At 64.9% G+C, this 23,098-nt stretch carries 19 protein-coding genes and 1 pseudogene; 6 read left to right on the top strand and 14 right to left on the bottom strand.

The window, feature by feature from the left end:
- Positions 1–49: 49 nt before the first annotated feature.
- Positions 50–1,369: pseudogene (gene glgC / locus ACFVTG_RS02910) on the top strand (glucose-1-phosphate adenylyltransferase); the annotation flags it as partial.
- Here the strand turns inward: glgC and ACFVTG_RS02905 are convergent.
- From ACFVTG_RS02905 to ACFVTG_RS02875, 7 genes are read right to left on the bottom strand one after another with little or no spacing between them, the layout of a single operon-like run.
- Positions 1,365–4,796, bottom strand: coding sequence for an error-prone DNA polymerase (locus ACFVTG_RS02905; RefSeq protein ID WP_390277803.1), 3,432 nt, complete (start codon positions 4,794–4,796; stop codon positions 1,365–1,367). The pseudogene glgC and the gene ACFVTG_RS02905 overlap by 5 nt on opposite strands.
- Before the next feature lie 41 nt (positions 4,797–4,837).
- A complete protein-coding gene (locus ACFVTG_RS02900) occupies positions 4,838–6,460 on the bottom strand; it encodes a DNA polymerase Y family protein (protein WP_390277800.1) in 1,623 nt (540 codons plus the stop codon).
- Positions 6,457–7,113 carry a hypothetical protein gene (locus ACFVTG_RS02895; protein WP_284755437.1) on the bottom strand — a complete coding sequence of 219 codons (657 nt, stop codon included), beginning with the start codon at positions 7,111–7,113 and terminating at the stop codon, positions 6,457–6,459. Before ACFVTG_RS02895 ends, ACFVTG_RS02900 begins: the two co-directional genes overlap by 4 nt.
- A gap of 31 nt (positions 7,114–7,144) precedes the next feature.
- Positions 7,145–8,899, bottom strand: coding sequence for an ABC transporter permease subunit (locus tag ACFVTG_RS02890; RefSeq protein WP_390277797.1), 1,755 nt, complete (start codon positions 8,897–8,899; stop codon positions 7,145–7,147).
- A complete protein-coding gene (locus ACFVTG_RS02885; protein WP_390277795.1) occupies positions 8,899–10,425 on the bottom strand; it encodes an ABC transporter substrate-binding protein in 1,527 nt (508 codons plus the stop codon). Before ACFVTG_RS02885 ends, ACFVTG_RS02890 begins: the two co-directional genes overlap by 1 nt.
- A 52-nt stretch (positions 10,426–10,477) precedes the next feature.
- Positions 10,478–11,290 carry an ABC transporter ATP-binding protein gene (locus ACFVTG_RS02880; RefSeq protein ID WP_390277793.1) on the bottom strand — a complete coding sequence of 271 codons (813 nt, stop codon included), beginning with the start codon at positions 11,288–11,290 and terminating at the stop codon, positions 10,478–10,480.
- The gene (locus tag ACFVTG_RS02875) at positions 11,287–12,084 is read right to left on the bottom strand and encodes an ATP-binding cassette domain-containing protein (protein WP_390277791.1); all 798 of its coding nucleotides are present in this window, start codon (positions 12,082–12,084) and stop codon (positions 11,287–11,289) included. Before ACFVTG_RS02875 ends, ACFVTG_RS02880 begins: the two co-directional genes overlap by 4 nt.
- A 132-nt stretch (positions 12,085–12,216) precedes the next feature.
- Here ACFVTG_RS02875 and ACFVTG_RS02870 point away from each other — a divergent pair, with 132 nt between their 5' ends.
- A complete protein-coding gene (locus ACFVTG_RS02870) occupies positions 12,217–13,005 on the top strand; it encodes an alpha/beta fold hydrolase (RefSeq protein WP_390277789.1) in 789 nt (262 codons plus the stop codon).
- 7 nt (positions 13,006–13,012) lie between these two features.
- On the opposite strand, the gene ACFVTG_RS02865 is transcribed toward ACFVTG_RS02870, so the two are convergent.
- Positions 13,013–13,864, bottom strand: coding sequence for a phosphotransferase (locus ACFVTG_RS02865; protein ID WP_390277787.1), 852 nt, complete (start codon positions 13,862–13,864; stop codon positions 13,013–13,015).
- An 87-nt stretch (positions 13,865–13,951) separates the two neighbouring features.
- Here ACFVTG_RS02865 and ACFVTG_RS02860 point away from each other — a divergent pair, with 87 nt between their 5' ends.
- The 3 genes from ACFVTG_RS02860 (at position 13,952) to ACFVTG_RS02850 (ending at position 15,671) form a co-directional block, all read left to right on the top strand.
- Positions 13,952–14,554 (top strand): cadmium resistance transporter, encoded by a 603-nt coding sequence (locus ACFVTG_RS02860; protein ID WP_390277785.1) that lies wholly within the window; start codon positions 13,952–13,954, stop codon positions 14,552–14,554.
- A 179-nt stretch (positions 14,555–14,733) separates the two neighbouring features.
- Positions 14,734–15,264, top strand: coding sequence for a hypothetical protein (locus ACFVTG_RS02855; RefSeq protein ID WP_390277783.1), 531 nt, complete (start codon positions 14,734–14,736; stop codon positions 15,262–15,264).
- 47 nt (positions 15,265–15,311) lie between these two features.
- Positions 15,312–15,671, top strand: a complete 360-nt coding sequence (locus ACFVTG_RS02850) for a sec-independent translocase (RefSeq protein WP_284755420.1) — start codon at positions 15,312–15,314, stop codon at positions 15,669–15,671.
- 4 nt (positions 15,672–15,675) lie between these two features.
- On the opposite strand, the gene ACFVTG_RS02845 is transcribed toward ACFVTG_RS02850, so the two are convergent.
- Together ACFVTG_RS02845 and ACFVTG_RS02840 are read right to left on the bottom strand one after the other, a co-directional pair.
- A complete protein-coding gene (locus ACFVTG_RS02845; RefSeq protein ID WP_390277781.1) occupies positions 15,676–17,397 on the bottom strand; it encodes an amidase in 1,722 nt (573 codons plus the stop codon).
- The gene (locus ACFVTG_RS02840) at positions 17,394–18,440 is read right to left on the bottom strand and encodes an agmatine/peptidylarginine deiminase (RefSeq protein ID WP_390277779.1); all 1,047 of its coding nucleotides are present in this window, start codon (positions 18,438–18,440) and stop codon (positions 17,394–17,396) included. The genes ACFVTG_RS02845 and ACFVTG_RS02840 overlap by 4 nt, the downstream gene beginning before the upstream one ends.
- A 124-nt stretch (positions 18,441–18,564) precedes the next feature.
- On the opposite strand from ACFVTG_RS02840, the gene ACFVTG_RS02835 reads away from it, so the two are divergent.
- Complete coding sequence (locus tag ACFVTG_RS02835) at positions 18,565–19,230, top strand: TetR/AcrR family transcriptional regulator (protein ID WP_390277777.1); 666 nt, start codon at positions 18,565–18,567, stop codon at positions 19,228–19,230.
- Here the strand turns inward: ACFVTG_RS02835 and ACFVTG_RS02830 are convergent.
- Genes ACFVTG_RS02830 through ACFVTG_RS02815 form a run of 4 tightly spaced genes read right to left on the bottom strand, consistent with a single transcriptional unit; the run spans position 19,227 to position 23,072 of the window.
- Positions 19,227–20,066, bottom strand: coding sequence for a PfkB family carbohydrate kinase (locus ACFVTG_RS02830; RefSeq protein ID WP_390277775.1), 840 nt, complete (start codon positions 20,064–20,066; stop codon positions 19,227–19,229). The genes ACFVTG_RS02835 and ACFVTG_RS02830 overlap by 4 nt on opposite strands.
- 48 nt (positions 20,067–20,114) lie before the next feature.
- Positions 20,115–20,612, bottom strand: a complete 498-nt coding sequence (locus tag ACFVTG_RS02825; protein ID WP_284755414.1) for a nucleoside deaminase — start codon at positions 20,610–20,612, stop codon at positions 20,115–20,117.
- A gap of 11 nt (positions 20,613–20,623) precedes the next feature.
- A complete protein-coding gene (locus ACFVTG_RS02820; protein ID WP_390277773.1) occupies positions 20,624–21,601 on the bottom strand; it encodes a nucleoside hydrolase in 978 nt (325 codons plus the stop codon).
- 37 nt (positions 21,602–21,638) lie between these two features.
- Positions 21,639–23,072, bottom strand: coding sequence for an MFS transporter (locus ACFVTG_RS02815; RefSeq protein WP_390277770.1), 1,434 nt, complete (start codon positions 23,070–23,072; stop codon positions 21,639–21,641).
- Between the last annotated feature and the right edge of the window lie 26 nt (positions 23,073–23,098).

The following is a 23,098-nucleotide window of genomic DNA, read 5'->3' as shown; positions in this document are numbered from 1 at the left end:
ATCGCAACGCGCGGTGAGCAGATCCAAAGCCAACATCAAACACAAGGGAGTGACGATGGCTTCGAAGAAGGTCTTGGCGATTGTGCTGGCCGGCGGTGAGGGAAAACGACTCATGCCGCTTACCGGAGATCGGGCCAAACCAGCGGTCCCGTTCGCAGGGAGTTACCGGCTGATCGACTTCGCCCTGTCCAATCTAACCAATTCGGGCTATTGGCAGATTGTGGTCCTGACCCAGTACAAGTCCCACAGCCTGGACCGGCACATTTCAGAAACGTGGCGGATGTCCGCACAATTGGGCAACTATGTAGCGTCGGTGCCAGCTCAACAGCGCGTCAGCAAAAGCTGGTTCCTCGGCAGCGCCAATGCGATCTACCAGTCGCTCAACCTCATCGAGGACGCCCGTCCTGACATCGTCGTAGTAGTTGGTGCTGACCACGTCTACCGGATGGATTTCGAGCACATGGTGCGCAGCCATATCAGCTCCGGTGCAAAGGCCACTGTAGCGGGCGTGCGTCAACCTCTGGCCATGGCCGACCAGTTCGGCGTGATCGAGGTCGACCAGGCCGCTAGTTCCGGTAATGCGAGCGACGGCACGGCCAAGAGGATCGCAGCATTTGTGGAAAAGCCGGCTTCGACGCGTGGACTTCCTGAAGACCCTTCCCAGTTCCTGGCATCGATGGGGAACTACGTTTTCGACGCCGATGCCTTGGTGGCGGCACTTGAGCACGACGCTACGCGGCAAGACACGAAGCACGACATGGGCGGTGACATCATCCCCTATTTCGTCTCCCGCGGCGAAGCGTTCGCCTATGACTTTTCAAGCAACGATGTCCCCGGGTCCACAGACCGTGACCGCAACTATTGGCGTGATGTCGGCACTATCGACTCATACTTCGAGGCACACCTCGACTTGATCTCGCCGGAACCGGTGTTCAATCTCTACAACTCCGATTGGCCCATCTACACACGGCAAAGCGCATCGCCTCCGGCCAAGATGGTTCGCGGGGAAGGCGGTACCGTCGGCACGGCCCAGGACTCAATTGTTTCCAACGGCGTCATCGTATCGGGCGGTCTCGTGGAAAATTCGGTGCTTTCCAACGATGCGTTCATTTCCAGTGGTGCTCGCGTTATCGACTCGGTGCTGCTGGACAACGTCACCATCGGCGAAGGGGCGGTGGTCAAGCGGGCCATCCTGGACAAGAACATCAGGGTTCCAGCCGGCGCAACCATCGGCCTGGATCCGGACCTGGACCGACGGCGCGGCTACAACGTCACGGATTCCGGCATCACGGTCCTGAGCAAAGGTCAACACGTACCGCTCCCGGATGAACACGACCGGGAACTGGCTCGTGCGGTACTCCTGACTACCTGAAATCGCGGGAGTTGGACTTCACGGTCAGGACCAAGGGTTCCAGCTTGTCTGCCACGAGATTGGTGACTCCTTCCGGCGATCGTTCAAGGAAACCCCGGACGATCAGTGCGGATGACTCCCGGGCTACACGGCGATGCCTCTTCCAGAGGCCGACGCTGCAGATGACATTGAGGATGCCGCTCTCGTCCTCCAGATTGACGAAGGTGATCCCTTGCGCAGTCTGGGGGCGTTGGCGGTGGGTCACGACGCCGGCCACCTCAACACGCCTGCCGGACTCGACCTGGGAGAGTCGGTCTACGCGCAACACCCCTCTGGAATCCAGGGCTGCGCGGGCATGGCGCATCGGGTGGTCATCGGTGCTGATGCCCGTGGCCCACATGTCGTAGGCAACATTTTCCAGGGGCGAGAGCTCGGGCAGCAGCGGCGGCTGAACCGCGACGTGGGTCCCGGGCAATTGTCCTTCCCGCTCGAGCGCGGCATCGCCGGCCTGCCACAGTGCTTCGCGGCGGTTCATCCCCAGCGAATCGAGTGCGCCGGCTGAAGCGAGTGCCTCCAGCTGGTCCGCGCTGAGATTCGCGCGGCGGGACAGATCCGCCATGTCCTGGTAGGCGCCATGCTCCTCACGCTCGGCGACGATCCGCTTCGCCACCTCGGTCCCGATGGACGTGACGCCGTCGAGCCCCAACCGCACCGCGCGTGAGCCATCCCGCCGGTGCAGGTGGTCCTCGCGTGGTCGATCCTGCTGGAAGAGGCCGATCTCCGGCTGGTGGAAGTCCAAGCAGGAATCCATGCCGCCCACTTGGCCCGCTTCGGCCCTTGTAGCCTCGTCGAGCGCTTCGAGGGTCGCCTCTGCAAGGGAATGCAGTACATCCGGGCGCAACACCTGGACCCCGTGCCTGCGGGCATCCGCCACGAGGGTTTGCGGGGAGTAGAAGCCCATGGGTTGTGCCCGAAGCAGGGACGCGAGGAATGCGCCGGGATAGTGCAGCTTCAGCCACGAGCTTGCATAGACCAGCACCGCGAAGCTCAAGGAGTGGGATTCCGCGAAACCGAAGTTCGCAAAGGCCTGGATCTTGGCGTAGATGGCATCGGCGTCGTCTTTGCTGATCCCGTTGGCCGCCATCCCCGCATAGAGCTTGGCCTCGAGCGACTCGATCTTCTCCCGGCCCCGTTTGGAGCCCATCGCGCGGCGGAGCAGGTCCGCATCCTCGGCAGTGCAGCCGCCCACGGCAACTGCCATCTGCATCAGCTGCTCCTGGAACAAGGGCACACCCAAGGTCCGCTTAAGCACTGGCTCCAGCAATGGATGAAGATACGTAATTTTTTCCGTGCCCGCACGGCGCCGGATGTACGGGTGGACAGCGCCGCCTTGGACGGGACCTGGGCGGATCAGCGCGATTTCGACCACCAGATCGTAGAATTCCCGCGGTTTCAGCCGCGGGAGCGTGCTGATCTGGGCCCGTGATTCCACTTGGAACACCCCGATCGAGTCTGCCCGGCAGAGCATGTCGTAGACAGCCGGTTCTTCCCGCGGAATGGTCTCGATTGTCCAACGCTCCCCGAAATGCTTGTCGATCAAATCAAAGGAGTACTGCAGGGCGGCGAGCATTCCGAGGCCGAGGAGGTCGAATTTGACCAGGCCCATCCATTCGCAATCGTCCTTGTCCCATTGCAGGACCGTGCGGTTTTCCATCCGGGCACGCTCGATGGGTACCACCTCGCCGACAGGCCGCTCGGTGAGGACCATGCCGCCGGAGTGGATGCCCAGGTGCCGCGGGAAGCCCAGTATCTGATCAGCAAGGTCCAGGACCGGGGCCGGGATGTTATTGGTCTTTCCTTCACTGAGATCGCCCCAGTGATCGAGCCGCTTGGACCAGGCGTCCTGCTGGCCCTGGCTGTAGCCGAGAGCTTTGGCTATGTCCCTGACGGCGTTCTTCGGCCTGTAACTGATGACATTCGCTACTTGGGCCGCGTTGAACCGTCCGTACTTGCCGTAGACGTATTGGATGACTTCTTCCCGCCGGTCCGAGTCGAAATCGACGTCGATGTCCGGTTCTTCCTCGCGGAGGCTGGAGAGGAAACGTTCAAACGGAAGGTTGTAGAAAATACTGTCGACGGCGGTGATCCCCAGCGCGTAGCAGACGGCCGAGTTCGCCGCGGAACCCCTGCCTTGGCAGAGGATGCCGCGGGAACGGGCAAACTGGACGATGTCGTGCACAATCAGGAAATAACCGGGGAAGTCCTTCGCCTCGATCACTGCGAGTTCCTGCTCGATCCGGCTACGGACCCGTTCGTCGGCGTCCGGGTATTTGTCCCTGATGCCTTCTTCAACCAGTTGCCGCAGCCAAGTGATAAGGCTGTGCCCTGCAGGAACATCGAGCTTGGGGAGCTTCGGGCGGGCGGCCCGTAACTGGAACGCTAGCTCGTCAGCGATCTGGACAGTCCGTTCGACCGCGCCGGGGTAGCGGGCGAACCGTGCTGCCATCTCGGAACCGCTCCGCAAATGGGCGCCGCTGCTTGCCGGCAGCCAACCGTCCAGTTCCTCCAGGCTGCGGCGTGCCCGGACAGCCGCCATGGCCGTTGCCAGCGGGTATCCCTCCGGGGACGCATAATGTACGGCGTTGCTGGCGATGAAAGGGATGCCTGCGCGCTCGGCAATACGGACCAGGGCGTCGTTGTGGCTGCTGTCGAGGGGATTCCCGTGATCGAAGAGTTCGACCACCACGTTTTCCCGCCCGAATCTCTTGATCAAGGCCTCCACTTCAAAGGCAGCGGCTTGCTCGCCGTCGCTCATGAGGGCCCTCCGGACGGAGCCTTTGCGGCATCCGGTCAGCACCAAGCAGTGGTCCCTCAGGGAATGCGCCAGCTCGTCGAGGTCGTAGATGGGGTGGCCCTTCTCGGCATCGGCCGCCAGATGTGCGGACGTCATCGCCCCTGCCAAGCGGTGGTAGCCCTCTTCCTGGCGTGCGAGGACGAGCAAATGGTCACCTTCGGGGTCGGCTTCCCCTTGCTGGGGTTTGCTGAGTCCGAGCGACAGCTCAGCGCCGAACACGGTCTTCAGCTCGTAGGCTTCGGCGGCCTCGGCCATTCGCACGATCCCGTAGAAGCCGTCGTGGTCGGTCAGTGCGAGGGCATGGAGGCCCAGCCGGACGGCCTCCTCAACAAGTTTTTCGGGTGATGAGGCGCCGTCCAGGAAGCTGTAGTGCGAATGCGCGTGTAGTTCGGCATAAGGCACGACGGCGGCACCCGCCCTGGACACGACCCTTGCGGGATCGAGGGGGACCGGACGGTAAGGTCCGCGTTTCCTTGACCATGCGGGGCTGTCACCGCCGTCTCCCTTGGCCTTGCCGATCTCCGGCACGCGCCGGTCTGAAAGCGTGCGTTCGAACTCCGACCACGGGATTGACGGGTTGTTCCAAGCCATCTTTAACTCCTGCCTAAAGTTCGGTGTTCGACTCTGGCTATTCAGTCGTAGCGGGCCTCTGCCCACCAGTTCTGCTCGTCCAGGAGAAGGAGCCACGCCTCTCCGTTTCCGTCCACAAGCTGGAAGCGGTCCGCTTCAAGGCGATGGGAGGAGTCCCACCACCGCTGTTTCAGCGGCCAGGGTCCTGCCCACTGAATCACCAACCGGCGTCGTGCAGGGTCTCCGGTGGGACAGAACCACGTTGGCGGGGCAAGCAATCCGCCACGATGGTCCGTGCGGACTTTTTCCTTGTCCGCATCAAGCAACAGGACAGGGATGAGGGAAGCGAACACCGTGGCGGGCTGCGGGTCTGGAATCCTGCCGGGCCAGGGTCTGGAGGCCAAGTCGGCTGCTCCCGCGGGCAAGGCATCTCCCCAAGGAACCAAACGACGACGCTCGGCCAGCAGCCGGCCTCCGGAGATCGCGGGCACTACTACGGCCTCATGCCCCAGCATGCTTTGGATCCGGCTGAGTCCATGATGAATCTGCTCCTCGGCTCCGTCTCCAAAGAGCGCCCGCCCATGATGGGCGATGGAGTCCACCCGGATGGGGACGAACTCGACCCGCGTGACCGGTGACGACAGCCCGCCGCGGGCCATTCCGCCGTCGCTCATTCCACCGTTGACTGCCTTATTGCTGGTGTGGGCAGGGGGCTGTGACTGAAGCTGCCAACGCACCCTGTCCACGAGGTCGCTGGCCGTGAAATGGCGGGGATGGCCCCACGTCCGCTCGGAGCGGCTCCCTGCTTCGTCAGTGATGAGAACCCTCAGCTCCGTGCAGACCAAGCCCTCCGTCTGCACTCCGGCGACGAAAGCATCTGCCGTGGCGCGGAGCTGGAAGGCGAGTTGGTCAACCCGGTCCAGGCCGGGTTCGAATTCCGCCCGTTGATCCAGTTTCCGCGGGGGAGTGCGGGGGATCACTTTGCGGGGATCCTGGCCGCTTGCCAGGGCGTGCGCAATGATTCCGGCAGCCCCGAAACGTGCCCGGACATCTGCAGCGGGAAGATCGGCGAAATTCCCCAAAGTGAGGATGCCAAGGCGTTTGAGCAAGGAAGCAAGCTTCGGCTGGCCTAGTACTTCCACCGGAAATGGAGCCAGGAAATCCCGGGAAGAACCCGGCGGGAGCACAAGAACAGCAGAGAGTTCGCTGGTGCTCCGGGCTGCTTGCTCGGCGGCAAACACGGAATCGGCGATCCCCACCCGGGCCTCCACGGCGAGGCGGTCGGCCGATTCAAGCACAGCACCTGCGGCCGCTTCTTCTCCGCCGTAATACCGGGCAGCACCCTTGGCCCGGATAGCGCATAGGCCGGGGCGAAGCACTTCCACTCCAGGAGTCCGTTCCTCGAGCGACGAGACCACAGGCTCGAATTCCCTCGCATCCCGCACAGGATCAACGGCACATACCACCAGTTCAGGACAACGGGTCTGTGCTTCCCTCAGCCGCAAGCCCCGGACCACTCCCTCTGCCCGGGCTTCCGCGGAGCAAGCAGCTATGACACCTTGGCCTATGACTGCCGCAGGCACATCAGGCGGGAGGGCATCTGCCAAGCGGGCGGCGACGAGGGGCCAATCCGGGAACCATGTCACCAACGCGCGGACCGGGGTTTCAAGCTGAAACAGCATCATGCTCCCATCCGATGGCGGGACAGATCTACCGGACCGCTGTCCGCAAGATCCACGGAGGCCCTGCGGGAACTTCCCCGCAGTGCGACTTCGAGCTCGAGCTCCTGCTTGGCGAGATGTCCATTACCCTGTCCGAGCCCCGCCCACTCATATCCATTCACTTGCAAGACAGCTTCACTCTGCGGCCATGGTCCCAGGACAAGGAGGACGGCACTCCGCTCCCGGAGCCTGGCTCCCAAGCGGGCAGCCTCGGCGGGTGCGACTTTTTCCGGAGCACGCGCAAGCACCACCGAGAGCACGTCCGCCATGGCGGCGATCACCGGCGTCCAACTGGCCCCGGGGTCAGGCACCAGCACCAGCCGATCAAGCGCAACGCCGAAACCCGCTGCCGCCTCGACCCCGAAGTCAGGCAGCCCTGCTACTCCGCACCATGAGCCATTGCGTGACGGGCCGGCCAACAAGGCCATGGCCAGCGACATGGATCCCTGTATGGAGTACGCCGCTCCCGGCCGCAGTCCACCCGGGAGGAGCCTGCTGAGTGAGGGGAGCACGGGGAGCGAGCGTTCGCTTCCGCGCTTGCCCTGCATGAGGTGGATCCGCGCCTGCAAGTCATCGCGCAGCGAGGCCGGCGAAGCGGAAGACAGGCGAGAAGGCATGCTTCAATTTTCGAACATATATTCGAATGAGTCAATCGGAGCTGCTCGCCGGGTTTCCCTTCGCTGGTTCCCTCGACCACGTCACGCTCGACAATGAAACAGCCAGAATCGAGGCGAGGATCAACGCCGACGCCGGGGCGGCAACGGCCCAAGGGGCGCGCTCCACATAGTTGATGCCCTCAGCCAGGATGAGGCCCCACTCGGGCGACGGCTGATGGGGGCCGAGGCCCAGGAACCCCAGGGCAGCCAAGGCGAGCGCGATTCCCGGTATCCGGAGCATCGAATGCCTGAACACCGGGCCAAGGACCACTGGGAAGATATACCGCCAGAGGATGCGCACCCGACCTACGCCCAGGACCGGAAGGATCTTCACGTGGGGCTGGGCCCTTGCCTCCTGCGCCAAGGCCGCTGTGTGGGCGGCCAGGGGTGCCCAACTGACCAAGGCGACGGCTATCGCCGCGCCTTCGGCCGAGGGCCCGGTCATCACCGCGACGATCAGGCCGGCGAGGATAGGGGGAGCGGCGTTCGCCACTTCAAGGGGGCCGGTGGCCGCGAGCGGGAAGAGCCCGACGACGATCCCGATCACAAGGCAAGCCAGCACCACGAGCAAGGCCGTTCCCAGCGTGGACACGGCACCATGCCCCACCCGGGCAAGGAGGTCCCGTCCGCTGGCATCGGCCCCGAAAGGCAGATCGAAGCCCGGGCCGGCAAGCCGTGCATGGTTCGAGGTGAACGGATCGCGAAACAAGCCCACGACAACGATGAGCAGCAAGGTCCCCGCTGCAACGAGCGGAACGGCGACATCCCGCCGTCGTGGTCTTCCCGGCGAGTCCGGAACCGGAACCGTCCCCGAGCGCAGCGCCGCTCCCAAGAGAAGGTATCGGGCAACCGCGCCGAGGGAACCTGCCCCGATCGCCAGCATGAGGAGGGCCAGAACTCCCGCCTGCAGCGCGGGTATGTCCTGGGCGCCCGCCGCGCCCAGGACCGCGCGGCCCAAGCCCGGAATCGCGAACACTTTCTCCACGGCAACCGCCCCGCCGGTAAGGCCAATGAGGACAAGTCCGATCTGGCTCATCACCGATGGCAGGGCCCGGCGGAGCACCGCCGCGGCGAGCCGGGCGCGGGTTGCTCCGGCCATCGCCCACGTGGCCACCCATTTTTCGTCGAACGCCAGGCTGATGGCGTCGGAAAGAAGCCGCCCGATGAGCCCGCCGGCGGGCAGGCCGAGGGAGAGCGCCGGCAACACCGCGTGGTCCATGCCCTGCCAGCCATAGGGCGGAAACCAGCCCAGCCACACGGCACCGACCACAAGGAGCATCGCCGCCAGGAGGAACTCAGGAAGGGCGGTCATGGCCGCCGCCACGACGCCGGAACCCCGCCCGGGGTTCCCGGCCAGGCCGCGGATCACTGAAGGAACGCACAGCGCGGTGGCCACCACGGCCGCAACGGCCACCGCGCACGCCATCAGGGTGACGGAGACGCCGAGGGTTTCAACGGTGCCAGGGCCAACAGGCGTATTGGTGATCCAGGAATTTCCCATGTCCCCGCGCAAAAGGCCTCCGGCCCAGTCGAGGAAAATGTGTACCGGTCCTCGATCGAGTCCGAGTTCCGCGCGGATCAGGCCCAGTGTTTCATCAGTCGCTTCCCGGTCGGCGTACCGGGCCCGCAGGATGGTGTACTCCGGGCTTTGTCCCGAAAGCCACGGCAATAGCCCGATCAGCACAACTATGGCAAAGAGCGCCACGGCTCGGGAAGCCGCAGTTTTGATGAACGCAGGGCCCCGCATCAGCCGGCGATTCCTGTCTTGCTGGTGATCAGGGCGCGCTCGCGGGGATCGCGTTCGACGTCGCGGATCCTGGCCGATTCGCCTTGGATGACGCGCTCGTGCAGCAGCGGCACGGCCGCATCCTTCGAGAGGATCAGTGCTTCGGCGGCGGCAATTGCCGCCCGGCGCTCCGGTCCTGCCGGGATGGCGGCGGCCTTGCTCAGTGCCGCGTCCACCTCCGGATCGCAGAACTGGGAGATGTTGAAGGAGCCTTTGCAGGAGAAGTCGCTGAACATGTAGGCGACGGGGTCGCCGGAGTCGAGGACCGTGGCGCGGGACAGGATGAAAGCATCGAACTTGCCGGCCAGGGCGTCTGCCTCGATGTGCTGGTACTCGCGGACTTCCTGCTCCACGATGAAGCCGGCGGCTTCGAGCTGCTGCTCAAGCTGCACCGCGACCTCCGGCAGCTCGGCCCGGTCAGTGAACGTGCCGAGTTTGATGCGGCGGCCACTGGCGGGTGCCGCTTCCGCACGATTCTTCAGTGTTTCGGTATATGAGGTGTTTTGCCGCTCCTTGGCGGCCCAGGGGAGAGCCGGGCCCAGGAGGCCTTCGGCGATGTCCGCGCGTCCCTCGTAGACCCGGTCAACAATGGTGGCCCGTTCGATCGAGGTGCGTGCCGCTGCCCGGAGAGCGGGATCCGCAAAAGGACCCGCCTTGGTGTTCAGGTAAAGGGTATTGGTGCGGGGCATGGGGACTTCGTGAATCAAGTCTGCCTTGATCTGGGCGACCTGGCCTACGGGAATGGCCTCCACGACGTCGGCGGTACCGGTCCTCAGGGCGGCCGCGCGCGCCGTCCCGTCGGGAACGTATTGGACGTCGACGCCGTTGCTCGCCGCTTTTTCGCCCCAGTAGTCGGCGAAGCGGTTGAGGGTTGCCGAGCTGGTGCCGTCCGCGGACGCAAGGACGTAGGGGCCCGTTCCGGCGTTGATGGGACTCACGACGCCGCCGGGCTTGTAGGCGGACGCGGCGAGGATGGAAAGCTGCGGGCTGGAAAGCCGCTGCGGAACCAGCGGATCGTCCGTTTGGGTGGTTATGACGACGGCGTTCCCGCCGTCCGTGCGGACGCTTAGCTGGACGCCGTCGAGGATCCGCGGCTTGGGCTTGGCATTGGCCGCCGCCGTCAACGATGCCGCCACTTGCTCCGCCGTCAGAAGCGTCCCGTCATGGAATTTCACGCCGGCACGGAGTTCGAAGCGCCAGTTCTTGCCGTCAAGTTGCTTCCAGGCTGTTGAAAGCGATGGCTGGGCATCGCCGAGGGCATCAAGGACCACCAGTGTCTCGGCGGTTTTCCAGCGTGAGAGTTTGAAGGCGTCGTCGCTCAGGGGAGTGAGTCCTGAACGGGGTGGTTGCAACATGGCTACCTTGATTCGGGAGTCAGCACTGCTGGCCGGTGACGCGTTGCCTTGGGCGAAGCAAGCGCTGAGGGAGGCGGCCATTGCGGAGGAGAGGAGTATCGCGGCAACTGCTTTTGGACGTGGAATCGCCATGGATTGGTGCCTTCTTTCGTGGGTGTGGGTGGATTTAGGCGCGGTGGAGTCGTTACGGGCGCGGTGCCGGGAGTGGCGCTGGAAGGAAACGGTGAATGAGTGCCGCGGCGGTGACGAGCTCCTTGGCTTCCACGGTCTGTGGTTTCGCGTACACAGCCGCGGTGGGTCCTTGTTCCACGATGCGTCCCCCCGAGAGGACCAGGGTTTGAGAGCACAGACGGGCGACGGCGGCCAGGTCGTGCGAGACAAACAGGAGCCCAAGCCCGTCCCGATGGACCAGCTGTTCAATGAGGGCCAAGACCGTGTTCCTGAGGGGAAGATCGAGCCCGCTGACGGGCTCGTCTGCCAGGAGGAAACTCGGCGCGGGAACCAAGGCGCGGGCAATAGCCACGCGTTGCTTTTGCCCGCCCGAGAGTTCCCCGGGCCTGCGCGTAAGCATGGCAGGGTCGAGATCGACCCGTTGCAGGGCATCCAGGATCATCCTGCGGTGGTCTCCGTCGATGCGCAGTTGCCTCAGGGGTTCCAGGAGAAGCCGCTCCACGTTCATGCCCGGATCAAGGCTCGCCGCCGGATTCTGCGGGATGTATTGCACCGCCCGGCGGTACCATCTCAAGGACGGGGCCGGACCGGGCACAACCGGGGCGTCGTTGAACGTGACGGTTCCGGCGTCAGGCTTCTCCAAAGCAAGCAAGATCCGCAGGAGGGTCGATTTTCCCGCGCCAGAGCCGCCCACCAGGCCGATGCTGTCTCCCGTGGCAATGCTGAGGGAAACGTCCTGCAATGCGGGCGGGGCTGACCGTTGCTTCAGAAGCCCTCTGCCTGGGTAGCTAAGACCAAGGTTTTCGGCACTCAAGACTGCATTCATGCTGTGGCTTCCCGGCGAAGGGAATCGAAGCCGACATGGGCGGCTTCCACCAGTTGCTTCGTGTAGGGGTGCCTGGGCCGCTCCACGAGCGACTGCATCGATCCCTCCTCGACGATCCGGCCGGAACTCAGGACAACGGCCTTGTGGCAAAAGGCCGCAGCCGCGGCGAGGTCATGCGTAATGAACAACATCGCGCCGGCGGATTCGGAATGTGCGGATTCCGAGTACAAGGACAAGGCATCGAGGACCTTGGACTGGCTGACCATGTCCAATGCGGTAGTGGGTTCATCCGCCACCAGGACGGAGCTGGGGCAGGCAAGGGCGAGTGCGACGCAGACCCGTTGCAGCTGACCGCCCGACAATTCGCCGCTGAAACTTTCCATGGTCCGCTCGGCTTCCCCTATTCCCACCGACGCGAGCAGCTCAAGTGCCCGTTGCCGTGCCATCGAGCCGGAAAGGCCGGCCTGCCGCAGCGGGATCTCCAGCTGTTTCCCCAGGCGCACCAAGGGATTGAGCGCTGACATCGGGTCTTGATGGATTGCTGTAATCCCGCCGCGCTGGCGTTGCCGATTGGACAACGCCACCTCCACTCCATTGATCCGCAACCGCCCGGAAGCACTCATCGCCGCTGGAAGCTGTCCCAGGAGGGCAGCCGCGGTCAGGGACTTGCCTGAACCCGAGGCTCCGAGAAGAGCCAGTCTTTGACCCGGGTCGATAGCGAAGCTGACTCTGTCGATCAAGGCGCGTCCGCGGAGGGACACCCTCAAGTCTTGAACCAGGAGGGCAGGGTGCATGGGGAACTTTCGGGTAGGAATGAGAATGAATCTTGATGCTATCAATACTCGTTATCATTAATCGAAATGTTGAGGCTTATTGAGCCCCCACGCTCTTGCCAAATAGCCACAGCCGGCGGTTAGGGTGGGGGCGTGGACTTTGAGCATGGCTATGCACACAACGGCTCCCTGCAGATGTATTACGAGGTTCATGGCCAACGTCGGCCGGACCGCACGCCCTTGCTATTGATCCATGGCGGCGGGTCCACGATCGAGTCGAACTTCCGGGAGCTCATTCCGCTGCTGGTCGAGACGCGGCAAGTCATTGCCGTCGAAGAAGAAGGCCATGGCCACACGGCGCCGATCGATCGTCCCCTTACTGCCGAAAACTCAGCCGCAGACGTCGCGGCGGTCCTTCGTCAGTTGGATGTGCCGTTGGCGGATGTGCTCGGCTTCAGCGCCGGCGGGCACACCGCGCTCGCATTGGCCATGGAACATCCTGCGCTCGTACGAAGGTTGATCATCGCTTCGTCCATGGCCGCACGCGACGCCATGGTGGATGGATTCTGGGATGGACTGCAAAACGCGACTGCCGCAGACATGCCCGAGGTCTACCGGGACGCCGACCGCAAGCTCAATCCGGACCCTCAACACCTTGAGAAACTCTTTGTCCTGGACAGCCAGCGAATGCTGACGTTTCCCGGATGGTCCGAGGAACAATTGGGCTCCATCACCGCTTCGACCCTCGTGTTGCTCGCCGACCGTGACGTGATCAAGCCCGAGCACGGAGTGCAGATGGTCCGGGCGATCCCGGGGAGCCGCTTGATGATCGTGCCGGGAAACCATGGGGACTACCTTGGGGAGCAAGCAGCCAGCGACGGCGATCTCCGGACGATGCGTGCGACCCTCCCCTTTCTCCTGCGCCACCTCGACGAAGCCTAAGGGGCGATCACCTTATTGCGGTATGGAGAACTGCGGCATTTTCGGCCAGCCACGCTTGGCGGCGAAGAATCTTGTCACCGACGCCTTCATCCCACATCCGCTTCCAACCGCCGCCCTGGGTAAGCGCCCTCCGCCGCATCAAATGCCAGGAGCGGTCTGCGGCGTTCCGGGCGACGCCAACAACCTTGGCTCGATCGGCCGGACCCAGGCCATAGGCGTCCACCAGCACGGCGGCCCGGGAGGCGGCGTCGACCTCGCGCATCACGGGATCGCGGTCGCTGATGGGCATCCAGGCGCCCCACCAGAGCAGCAAGTTCGCGACTTCTTCCGCCCGGGTCGCGGGGCGCACCAAATCGAAGTCGATCAGCGCGACGGCGGTACCGTTCCGGAAGACGACATTCTCCGGAGTGATGTCCATGTGGGCGAGGAATGTCGCAGGTCCCGCAATCGAGCTCGGACACCCCTGGGGATCGGCAGCGTCGCCCGCGCGTGCGCGTGCCCAGTCCGGTACCCCAAGCGGCTGCACGGCGTCATCGTAGGCCCGCACCAAGCGCGCGACGCTGACGGCGCTCGATTCGTCGGCGACCCAACCGGGCCAGGGGCGGCCGGCGGTGTCACCGGGCACGAAACCCAGGGTGTCCCTGCCGCTTTCGTCGATGCCCAGGAAGCGGGGCGCCCCGTGGAATCCGGTCGATTGCAGGAAATCCAGGAGGCGGCGGACTCGCGGCGAAGCGTCGCTCACAGGGCGCCGCACTGTATCGCCCACCCGGACGAGCCCCTCCGTCACGTCTCCGCCGAGCAGTGGAACGGCAGGCTCCGGCTGCTCGGGCTCGACGTACGGACGGGTATCTGCAGTCATCGTCCGATGCTGCCACGGCGGAGTCGATGGCGCCAGCCGGTGCGGTCCGCGCAAGAGCGCAGGCTCCAAGCGGTAGTGTCATCAGCGATGGAAGATCTGGGCGGCACGGTGCTGACAGCGGCTGGGGCCTTTGCGGCGACAAACCTCGATGACCTCCTGGTCCTGTCCGTTCTCTTCTTGTCAGCCAGGACGCGCCCGGTGCCAAGACTCTGGAGAATTTGGGTAGGCCAGTACATCGGCATCGGAATTCTGACCGGTGCGGCGGCCGCAGCGGCATTGGCGCTCACTCCCGTCCCGGTGGAGTGGGTGGGATTCCTCGGCCTGGTGCCGCTTGTCTTGGGCTGTTACGCCTTAATTAAGGTTGCCCGCCCGTCCGGAGATCCACCGAAGCCCCGCTCGTTGACGGTGCCCGTGGTTGTCGCGGTGACAGTGGCCAACGGCGGAGACAACATCTCGGTATACATTCCGCTGTTCCACTCGCTGGAACCGCCTGCTTCGGTGGTGACGGGGCTGACGTTCGCGGTGATGGTGGCGGTGTGGTGTGCCGCGGGCTACTGGCTGACCGCGCACCCGAAGGTGGGCGAGATCTGCCGCCGGGCCGGAAACTGGGTTATACCCGTGGTGTATGTCGCGCTTGGGGCCACAATCATTGTCCGCTCCGGAGTCATTTCGATGCTGTTCCAGCGCTGATCTGTACGCATTCATCGCAGCTCGGCTCGGCCTAGCGATTCTTGGAGGTTTCGGTATTTAGACGAAGCATGCAGGGTTCTCCCATCCGCAAGTGATATGACTGCGGGTGGGTTTCAACCGGAAGCGCGCAGGAGGATTGGCAGGGTATGTTCCGAGGTTGGTTTGTTGTAAGCGCTCTCGTGCTGCTTTTCGGGGCAGCGGCTGTGTTGGGGTTCGGAGCCATCCTCCGCGCCAAGAGTGTGGCGGCCCGGATTGACGCGGCCGCCGCGGGGATATTGGCCGCGGCCATGGCGGCGGTAGGGCTCGGATGGGCTCCGCTGGGTGTGGTCCCGCTGGGAGCGGCGATTGGCCTTGTCTTCCTCCTGTTCGCCGTCAGGATCGTGTACCAAGGGCCACGGACAGCGGGAACAGCCGGGACAGGGCGATGGTCGGCGATCTATGGCGCAGGCATGGCGGCTCTTTCGGGCTGGGTACTGCTCTCCGCGTCGAGTGGAGCCGGATCGGTGTCGGATCATCCGGGACACCAACTGGGAATCATCCTTGCCGACATCATGGGCGCGCTGCTCATGCTCTTCGCCGCAACGGGGTGGGTGTTGGGCACGTTCGCGATGCCGGTCGAGAGCAAATCGCACGCTGTGCCCCGATTGAAGGGTGTCCGCGAGGCGCTGATGGCGGCTGGACTTGCCGTCGCGCTGTACGCGATCTCATAAGCCCGTCGCCGCCCGGAGCGACCGGGCGGTGGATTTAGAATGGAGCCATGATCGATATTTCGGTCGAGAAGGTTGCCCTTCTCCTGATCATTGCCGTTTTGGTCCTCGGACCCACCAAGCTTCCGGAGTATGCGAGGAAGCTGGGGCGGCTTATCCGCGAATTGCGGCGCATGGCCTCCGGCGCGCAGGAAAAGCTCCGCCAGGAACTCGGTCCGGAATTCGAGGACATCGATTGGCGGAAAATGGATCCGCGCCAATATGATCCCCGCCGCATCATCCGTGAAGCCCTCCTCGAGGACGAACCGCTTCCGGAGCCTGCCATCTCGACCCAGGTGCAGCCTCCTGCCCGCCCGGTTGTGCGTTTGGCGGCCGGGCAGAAGGCCCCTTTCGACGACGAGTCCACCTGATCGGTCAGTCGAGCCGCGGTGTGCGCGGGGGAGCGGTGCGGCGCTCGCCTGTTGCTTCAAAGGCCGCAGCCAGGGCCAGCAGCGCGGTGTCGTCGTAGGCGCGGCCGGCAAACGTGAGCCCCACGGGCATGCCGGTATCGCTCATGGTTCCCATCGGCACGGTGACTGTCGGGATCCCGAGATGCCGCGGAACGAGGTTGCCGTTGGCCACCCATACGCCGTTGCGCCAGCCGAGATCGGCTGAGGATTTGTTGACGTCCATGTCGGCTGGTCCGACGTCGGCGGCGGCGGGAAAGATGACCGCATCCAGGCGGAGGCCGTCCATCCATTCCTCGAGGTCCACCCGCCGGGTCTCTTCGAGTCCGCGGAGGCCTTCTTCGAGGAGCGGGATGTCGGTGACGGAAGCAACCGCGTGCGTGCGGATGTGCGCCGGGTAGTCGGCGATATCGTCGTCGAATCCATCATAACGGTCCGGGAGCGCCCCTTCCCGGTGCGGGAAAATCGCGCTGCCTTCGACTTCGGCCAGGCTGTTGAGTGCCGGGTCCCCGTTTGCCGCGAGGAAGTCGTCCCACGCCCACGCCGAGAGGTCTACGATTTCCCGCCGGAGGAACTCCGGGCTGACCAATCCGCGGGTGGCGATGGTGGGCGCTCCCGGGCGGTCGCCTTCGTAGTTGGAAACCACGGGGAAGTCCACCAACACCACGTCGGCACCGGCGGATTCGAGGTCGCGCCGGGCCGCCTCCCACAGTTCCAGCACGGAAGCGCGCGTGTCGATTCGCTGGCCGGTGGGTCCGCCGATGCCAGGAGCCTCGCTGGTCCCGGCGTCGGGGTCCGCGTTGATGTACATGCGCGGCACCCCGAAGCGTTTGCCCTTCAAAGCCGAGCGCGCGCCGTCGACGTCGGATGGTGCCAGCGTCGGGTACGAGGCCGGACGGACCCGGGACGCGGCCGGGATCTCAACCCACGGCTGCGCGCGCCAGAAGTCGCCGCGGGTTTCGGCGTCGTCGGCAACAATGACATCCAGCAGTTCCAGGAGGTCGGCCATGGACCGCGTGTGGGGCACCACGACATCCATGGTGGGGACCAGCGGCCAGTTGCCGCGCACTGAAATGACTCCCCGCGAGGGCGTGTACGCGCACAAGGCATTGTTCGACGCCGGCGCGCGGCCACTGGACCAGGTCTCCTCGCCCAGGCCGAAGGCTCCGAAGCTCGCCGCGGTCGCGGTTCCCGAGCCGTTCGAGGAGCCGGAACCGAAAGCCGCGGTGAGGAAAGCGCCGTTGTAGGGGCTCTCGGCGCGTCCGTAGACCCCGCGCTGCATGCCGCCGTTGGCCATGGGCGGCATGTTGGTCAGTCCGATGAGCACGGCGCCTGCCGCGCGGAGGCGTTCGATGGTGAAGGCATCGCGTTGGGCGATGAGGTTTTCGAACGCGGGGGAGCCCGCGGCGGCCGTGAGCCCTTTGGCCAGGTAGCTGTCCTTGGCGGTGTACGGAATGCCGTCGAGGGGCCCGTGGGTGGCGCCGCTTGCCCGGCGCTCGTCGGAGGCCCGGGCATCTGCGAGAGCTTCGGGGTTCATGACAACAAGCGCGTTCAACGTGATGCCGTTGCGGTCGTAGGCGTCGATGCGGTCCAGATACGCCTGGGTGAGTTCCTCGCTGGTCACCTCACCGGCTTCCAGTGCTGCGCGCAACTGTGCAATTGAGGCCTCGACGACGTCGAAGCGGCTCATCGTGCAGCCTGCCCGTTGAGTGTGGGCTGCTGCTGCGTGATGCAGTGGATTCCCCCGCCCCGGGCGAGGATCGGCCGGGCATCCACGGTGACGACGCGGCGGCCCGGGTAGGCCTCGGCCAGGATTTCCGCGGCCAGGGCGTCGGCCCGCTCTTCGCCATAGCCGCAAGCAATGACCCCACCGTTGACCACAAGGTGGTTCACGTAGCTCCAATCGACGAAGCCTTCCTCGTCGCGGAGGGTCTCGGGCGCGGGAAGCAGCGTGATCTCGAACGGTTTGCCGGCGGCGTCCTCCTGGGTTTCGAAGAACCGCTGCAGGGAGCGGCTGACCTCGAAATCGGGGTGTTCGGGATTGGTCTGCGAGTGCAGCAGGACCCGGCCGGGGGAGGGAAGCGTGGCCACCATATCGATGTGGCCGCGTGTGCCGAGGTCCTCGTAGTCACGCGTGAGGCCCCGCGGTACCCACACGGTGTGGGTAGTGCCCAGCGTGCGTGAGAGTTCCGCTTCGACTCGTGCCTTGTCCGCGTGGGGGTTCCGGTGCGGATCCAGCTGGACGGTTTCGGTGACGAGGACGGTGCCTTCACCATCGACGTGGATGGCGCCGCCTTCGTTGACCAGCAGCGAAGTGACCAGTTCCGCGCCGGACGCTTCGGCGATAAAGCGGGCCATGCCGGCGCTCTTCTGCCATTCGGACCAGGCCGGTGCGCCCCAGCCGTTGAAGATCCAGTCGACTGCGCCGAGCACGCCGGGGCGCTTGTCGTCGACGACGAACGTTGCTCCGACGTCGCGCATCCAGAATTCGTCGAGGGGCGCCTCAAGCTGTTCGATTCCGGCGCCGAGCATGCGGCTGGCCCGGTCCCGTTCGCTGGGGTCGACCACCATGGTGACGGGCTCGAACTCGGACACCGCGTGGGCGACGGCGGTCCAGGCCGCGTACGCTTCTTCCGCCGAAGCGGCGTCGTTGCCCAAGGTCAGGCCGGTGCGGGGGAACGCCATCCAGGTGCGGTCGTGGGGGGCGGTTTCGGCTGGCATTCTCCAGGCCATGGAAGTCTCCTCTGTGTTGTGAGGTGGTAGCCGCGGGACCAGGGCGTCCTTGCCTTCGGTGCGGCTGATGGATCTTGTTGATCGCATGATCAATAAGAAGAAAACTACTTTAGACTGTTCTGTGATGTCAAGCACCATACAGAAACGCGCTGCCCGGAAGACGCCGGCCGAACGCGCGGCCGAAATAGCCGAGGCCGCACGGGAAATAGCGCTTGAGCAAGGGCTTTCCGCCATTACGCTGCGCAACGTGGCAGCGCGGGTGGGCGTGGCCTCGGGGCTCGTCGCGCATTACGAACCCAATGCGGAGGCCCTCGTGGCGGGCACCTTTGCGACCATCGTGGCGGCGGAGACCGAGGAGGTCGCGGGCCTTCTGGAGAGGCTGCCGACTCCCTTGGAAAAACTCGGGATGCTCCTCGAAACGCTTATGGACGGCAGCCGGCTCGATGTCACTGCAATCTGGGTGGAGGCGTGGACCCTGGGGCGCAGGAACGAGGCGCTCGCAGCCTGCGTCCGTGAGCAGATGGATGCATGGCAGGCGGTGGTGCAGCGCGTCGTCGAGGCAGGGATCGAATCCCGTGAGTTCGACACGTTCGACGCTCCGTCGGTCGCCTGGCAGATCCTGGGCATGGTGGACGGCCTGAATGCCCAGGCGCTGGTGCGCTGGGACGGCGTCAGTGACCGCGGTACGCATCTGGCCCGCGCGGTGGAAGGCATGGTCGGTGCGGCCCGCGGTTCGCTGCTGCCGGGCGGTGTCGCGCACATCGGGCGGATCTCAAGTTCGGATCCTTAGATCCCCAGGTAGTGTTCCAGCCGCTCGAATTCCGGTTGGGAAAGCTCGCTCGCGACGGCGGCAGCCCCCACCGCGCAGGCCGCGGCGAGGCTGCTTTCCTCATCAAGGCCCGATGCAAGTGCCAGCACCAGGGCCGCACAGAAGGCGTCGCCGGCCCCCACGCTGTTGACAACGCTCGTCTTGCTCGCGGGCGCATGGGCGGTCTTGACCCCTTGCCTGTACATCGACGCCCCGCCCGCACCGTAGGTAACGGCCACGCGTTTGGCGCTCCGGAGTTCGGGGATGAGCTCGTACTCGGACTCGTTGACGATCACCAGGTCGCACCGTTCCAAAAGTTCTGCCGGGAGTGCCTGTGCCGGGGCCGCATTGAGGGCGAAGAACCCGGTGGTGCGGCGCGCGGCTTCCAGCACGGCGTCGACGGCGATCTCCAGTTGCGCAAGCACGGGGCCGCCGTCGGAGAGCTCGGCGCGGTCCAGCGAGACCAGCGTGTTGGCTCCAGGTGCGACGGCGATCTGGTTTTCGCCGTCGCTGTCGATCACGATCAACGCCGTGCCCGTGGGCGCGGATACCTGTTCCACTGCCGCAATATCAACCCCTGCCCGGTCCAGGGCCTCCATGAGAAGCCGGCCGTCCGGGTCCTCGCCAACGGCTCCCACCATGCGGGCCCCACCTGCCAGCCTTGCAGCAGCCGCGGCTTGGTTGCCTCCTTTTCCGCCGGGCTGACGGGTAAGGGTGCCCCCGCCGATGGTTTCACCAGGGGAGGGCAGGCGGTGTACGCGGCACGTGAGATCGACGTTGAGGCTGCCGACGACTGTGAGCGTGGTGGGGATAGGCATGGGTTGTCCTTCGGGGATGGTGCGGGATGGCGGTGTTGGGTTTCCGGTCTAGTGCCAGAACCCGAGGTGGACCTCTGTTGCCTCGGGAAGCGGAACAGGGCCCGTTACGGTGACATTTCCGCCGCCGTGGGCAAGGACTTCGCGGCAGGGCAGGTCAAGGGTGGGCACACCCGACTGCTCGGTGACGATCGAGGCAAGGTCCTTCTCGGACAAGGCATAGACCACGCGTCCGATTCCTGCCCAGTAGATCGCGCCCGTGCACATGGCACACGGTTCGGTGCTGGTGTACAGGGTGCTGCCGGCCAATGCCCCGGCATCGAGCGTTTTGGCGCTCAGGCGGACCAGATTCGTCTCGGCATGCCCGGTGGGATCGTGTTCCGTGTTGACGGTGTTCATGGCTTCCACGATCGTCCCGTCCGGGGCCAACAGGAGTGCGCCGAACGGATGGTCGCCGCGATCCCGGGCTGCCCGCGCGAGGGAAACGGCGCGGTGCAGCAACTCGAGGTCGGCCTGGCTGGGCCCGGTGGGCGAAGAAGAAGTGTTCATCAAAAGCCCTTTTAGTTCGTCGCGGGCAAGGACAGGATCCGCTCCAGGAGGTGCGCCGCGGCGTCGCCCTTGACGGACAGCACAACCCGGGACGCCCGTTCCGGTACCTTCCGCGCGCTGGCGGCTCCGCCGTCGAGACGCTCACAGCGGGTCTGGCCATGAGCCGCACCCCTGCTCGTGTCCACGGAAATTCCGACGTGCGGGGCGTCGTCCAGCTCGAGGGCACCTACGGCGATTGCCGCTGCCAGCGGATCGTGGAGGGCGGCGCAATGCTCACCGAAAATCGTGTTGTAAAAGGCGAAGTACTGGACGAGCATGCCGGAGAGCGCGCTGGCCACCGGATGCCCGGCTGTCGCAAGGGCCGCACGATGGGCCTCATCGAAGCGGTGGTTCATGGTGACGTCCAAGGGAACCAAGGTCACCGGCCAATCGGCCTCCATCACCACGGCCGCCGCCTCTGCGTCATTGAAGATGTTGGCCTCGGCGGCAGGGCTGATGTTGCCCGGCACAAACGCGGCTCCACCCATGATGGTGACATCGCGGACGAGTGCCGGGAGCTTCGGGTCCAGCTTCAGCGCGAGGGCCAGATTGGTGAGCGGACCGACGGCGATGATGCGCAATTCACCCGGGTGCTCGTTGGCGAGCCGCACGAGCATCTCTGCGGCGGTCTCGGATTCGAATGTCAGTCCGGAGTCTTCCAAGGTGACCCCGCCGATGCCGTTCTCGCCGTGAACGTGCGGCGCTCCGCCGTCGAACGTTCCCACGAGGGGATCGTGGGCACCCACGGCAACCGGGATCCCGGCCCTGCCGGCTGCGTGCAGCAGGTTCAACGTGTTGACGGCCCCGGTTGCGGCGCTGACGTTGCCGCTGACCGTGCCGATCCCGGCCAGCTCCACCTCGGGGCTCGCCAGAAGATAGGCGATTGCGAGGGAATCGTCGATGCCGGTGTCGCAATCGAGATAGAACGGCTGCGGTGTGGTGGTGGTCATGGTGCTCCTTCGTGGATGTGCTGACGTGGGTTCGGGCTTAGGCATGGGCGACGACGACGGCGGGTGTCGCTGCGGCGCTCGCAGCGACAGGCCGGAGGACCAGGGAAGCAGCAAAGGCTGCGAGGGCGAAGCCCGCCGAGATCCACAGGGCAGTTTGGTAGTCGGCGATGGTTCCGGCGGCGACGGCGGGTGCGACGACGGCGATTCCCACACTGGCTCCGATTCCAAAGCATGCCCCATTCAGGCCGGGCACCGAACCCGGCGCCGATTTGGGTGAATTCAACACGGCGATGCCGCTGACGGTGCTCTGGAACTGGCCGAGATAGAGGACTCCCATGATGATCAGCAGGGCGAAGACCATCCAGCGGTCCGCGGCAAAGATTGCGACCGCTACTGCTGCAACGACGATCAGCCCGCTGCTGATCCGCAGGGCCTTGAACCAGCCGATCCGCTGCGCGAACCAGCCGGAGAACACTGCAGTGAGCACGCCCACGAAGGCTGTGGGCGTCAGGTACAGGAGGGCTGACATGGAAGCGGACAGTCCGTATCCGGCTCGTGCGTCCTGGCTCAGGAGGATCACGGTGAAGTTCAACGCCGAGAAGATGCCGGCAAGTGTCAGCACCGTGCTCGCCAAGACCGGCCATACTTGGCGGGACCGCAATTGCTCGATCGCGATCAGCGGACGCGCCACCCGCCTTTCCACGGCCACGAACGCCAGCCCGGCAATCAGTGCGCCGGCGAGATAGCCGAGGGTCCAGGCATCGCCCCATCCGGAAGTGGAAGCTTGTCCGATCAGGTTGCTCAAGAGAACCAGGAACGTGCCCAGGGTGCCCGCGCCCCACCAGTCCATGCGTCCCTCCCGTGTCCGGGCGGGCCTCTTCGGGACCACGACGGCGACCAGCACGATCGCCAGCACGCCCACGGCGAGGACCAGGACAAAGAGGAACTGCCAGCCGATGGTGTCGGTGATGAATCCGCCCAGGAAACCGTCGAGCCCGCCGATGCCGCCGTTGACCGCCGAAATGACGCCGACGGAAATGCCGAAGAGGCGTTTGCTGAAGCGCTCGGACAAGAGCAGGAAAGAAATGGTGAACGTGGCGCTCGTGGCACTCTGCAGGACCCGGCCCACGAGAAGAACGGTCAGGTTCGGCGCCAAAAGGCATAGGACCGTGCCGCACAACATGAGGGAGAGGACGATCAACAGGGTCCGGCGGCGTCCCAGGAAGTCGCTCCATCGGGAAAATGCCATACCCAGGACGGCGCCGGTCAGGAAGAACAGCGACTGGACCTTGGCCACGTTTTCCGTGGATTCCTGGAAATGGGCGGCCATGGCCGGCAGGGCCGCCGAGAACAGGCTGGCGTTGAGCTGGTAACTGAGGATCGAAAGGATGAGCGTGGCGATGAGGACAGGCACTCGGGCTGCTTTTCGCCGGACAGGGAGCCCTGCGGTGTTGGTGGCTTGGGTTGTCATGGACAAACTTCCTTGTTTGAAACAAA

The sequence above is a fragment of the Arthrobacter sp. NPDC058127 genome, from assembly GCF_042884555.1.
Lineage (GTDB): Bacteria > Actinomycetota > Actinomycetes > Actinomycetales > Micrococcaceae > Arthrobacter.
This window is presented reverse-complemented; position numbering and strand designations above follow the sequence as displayed.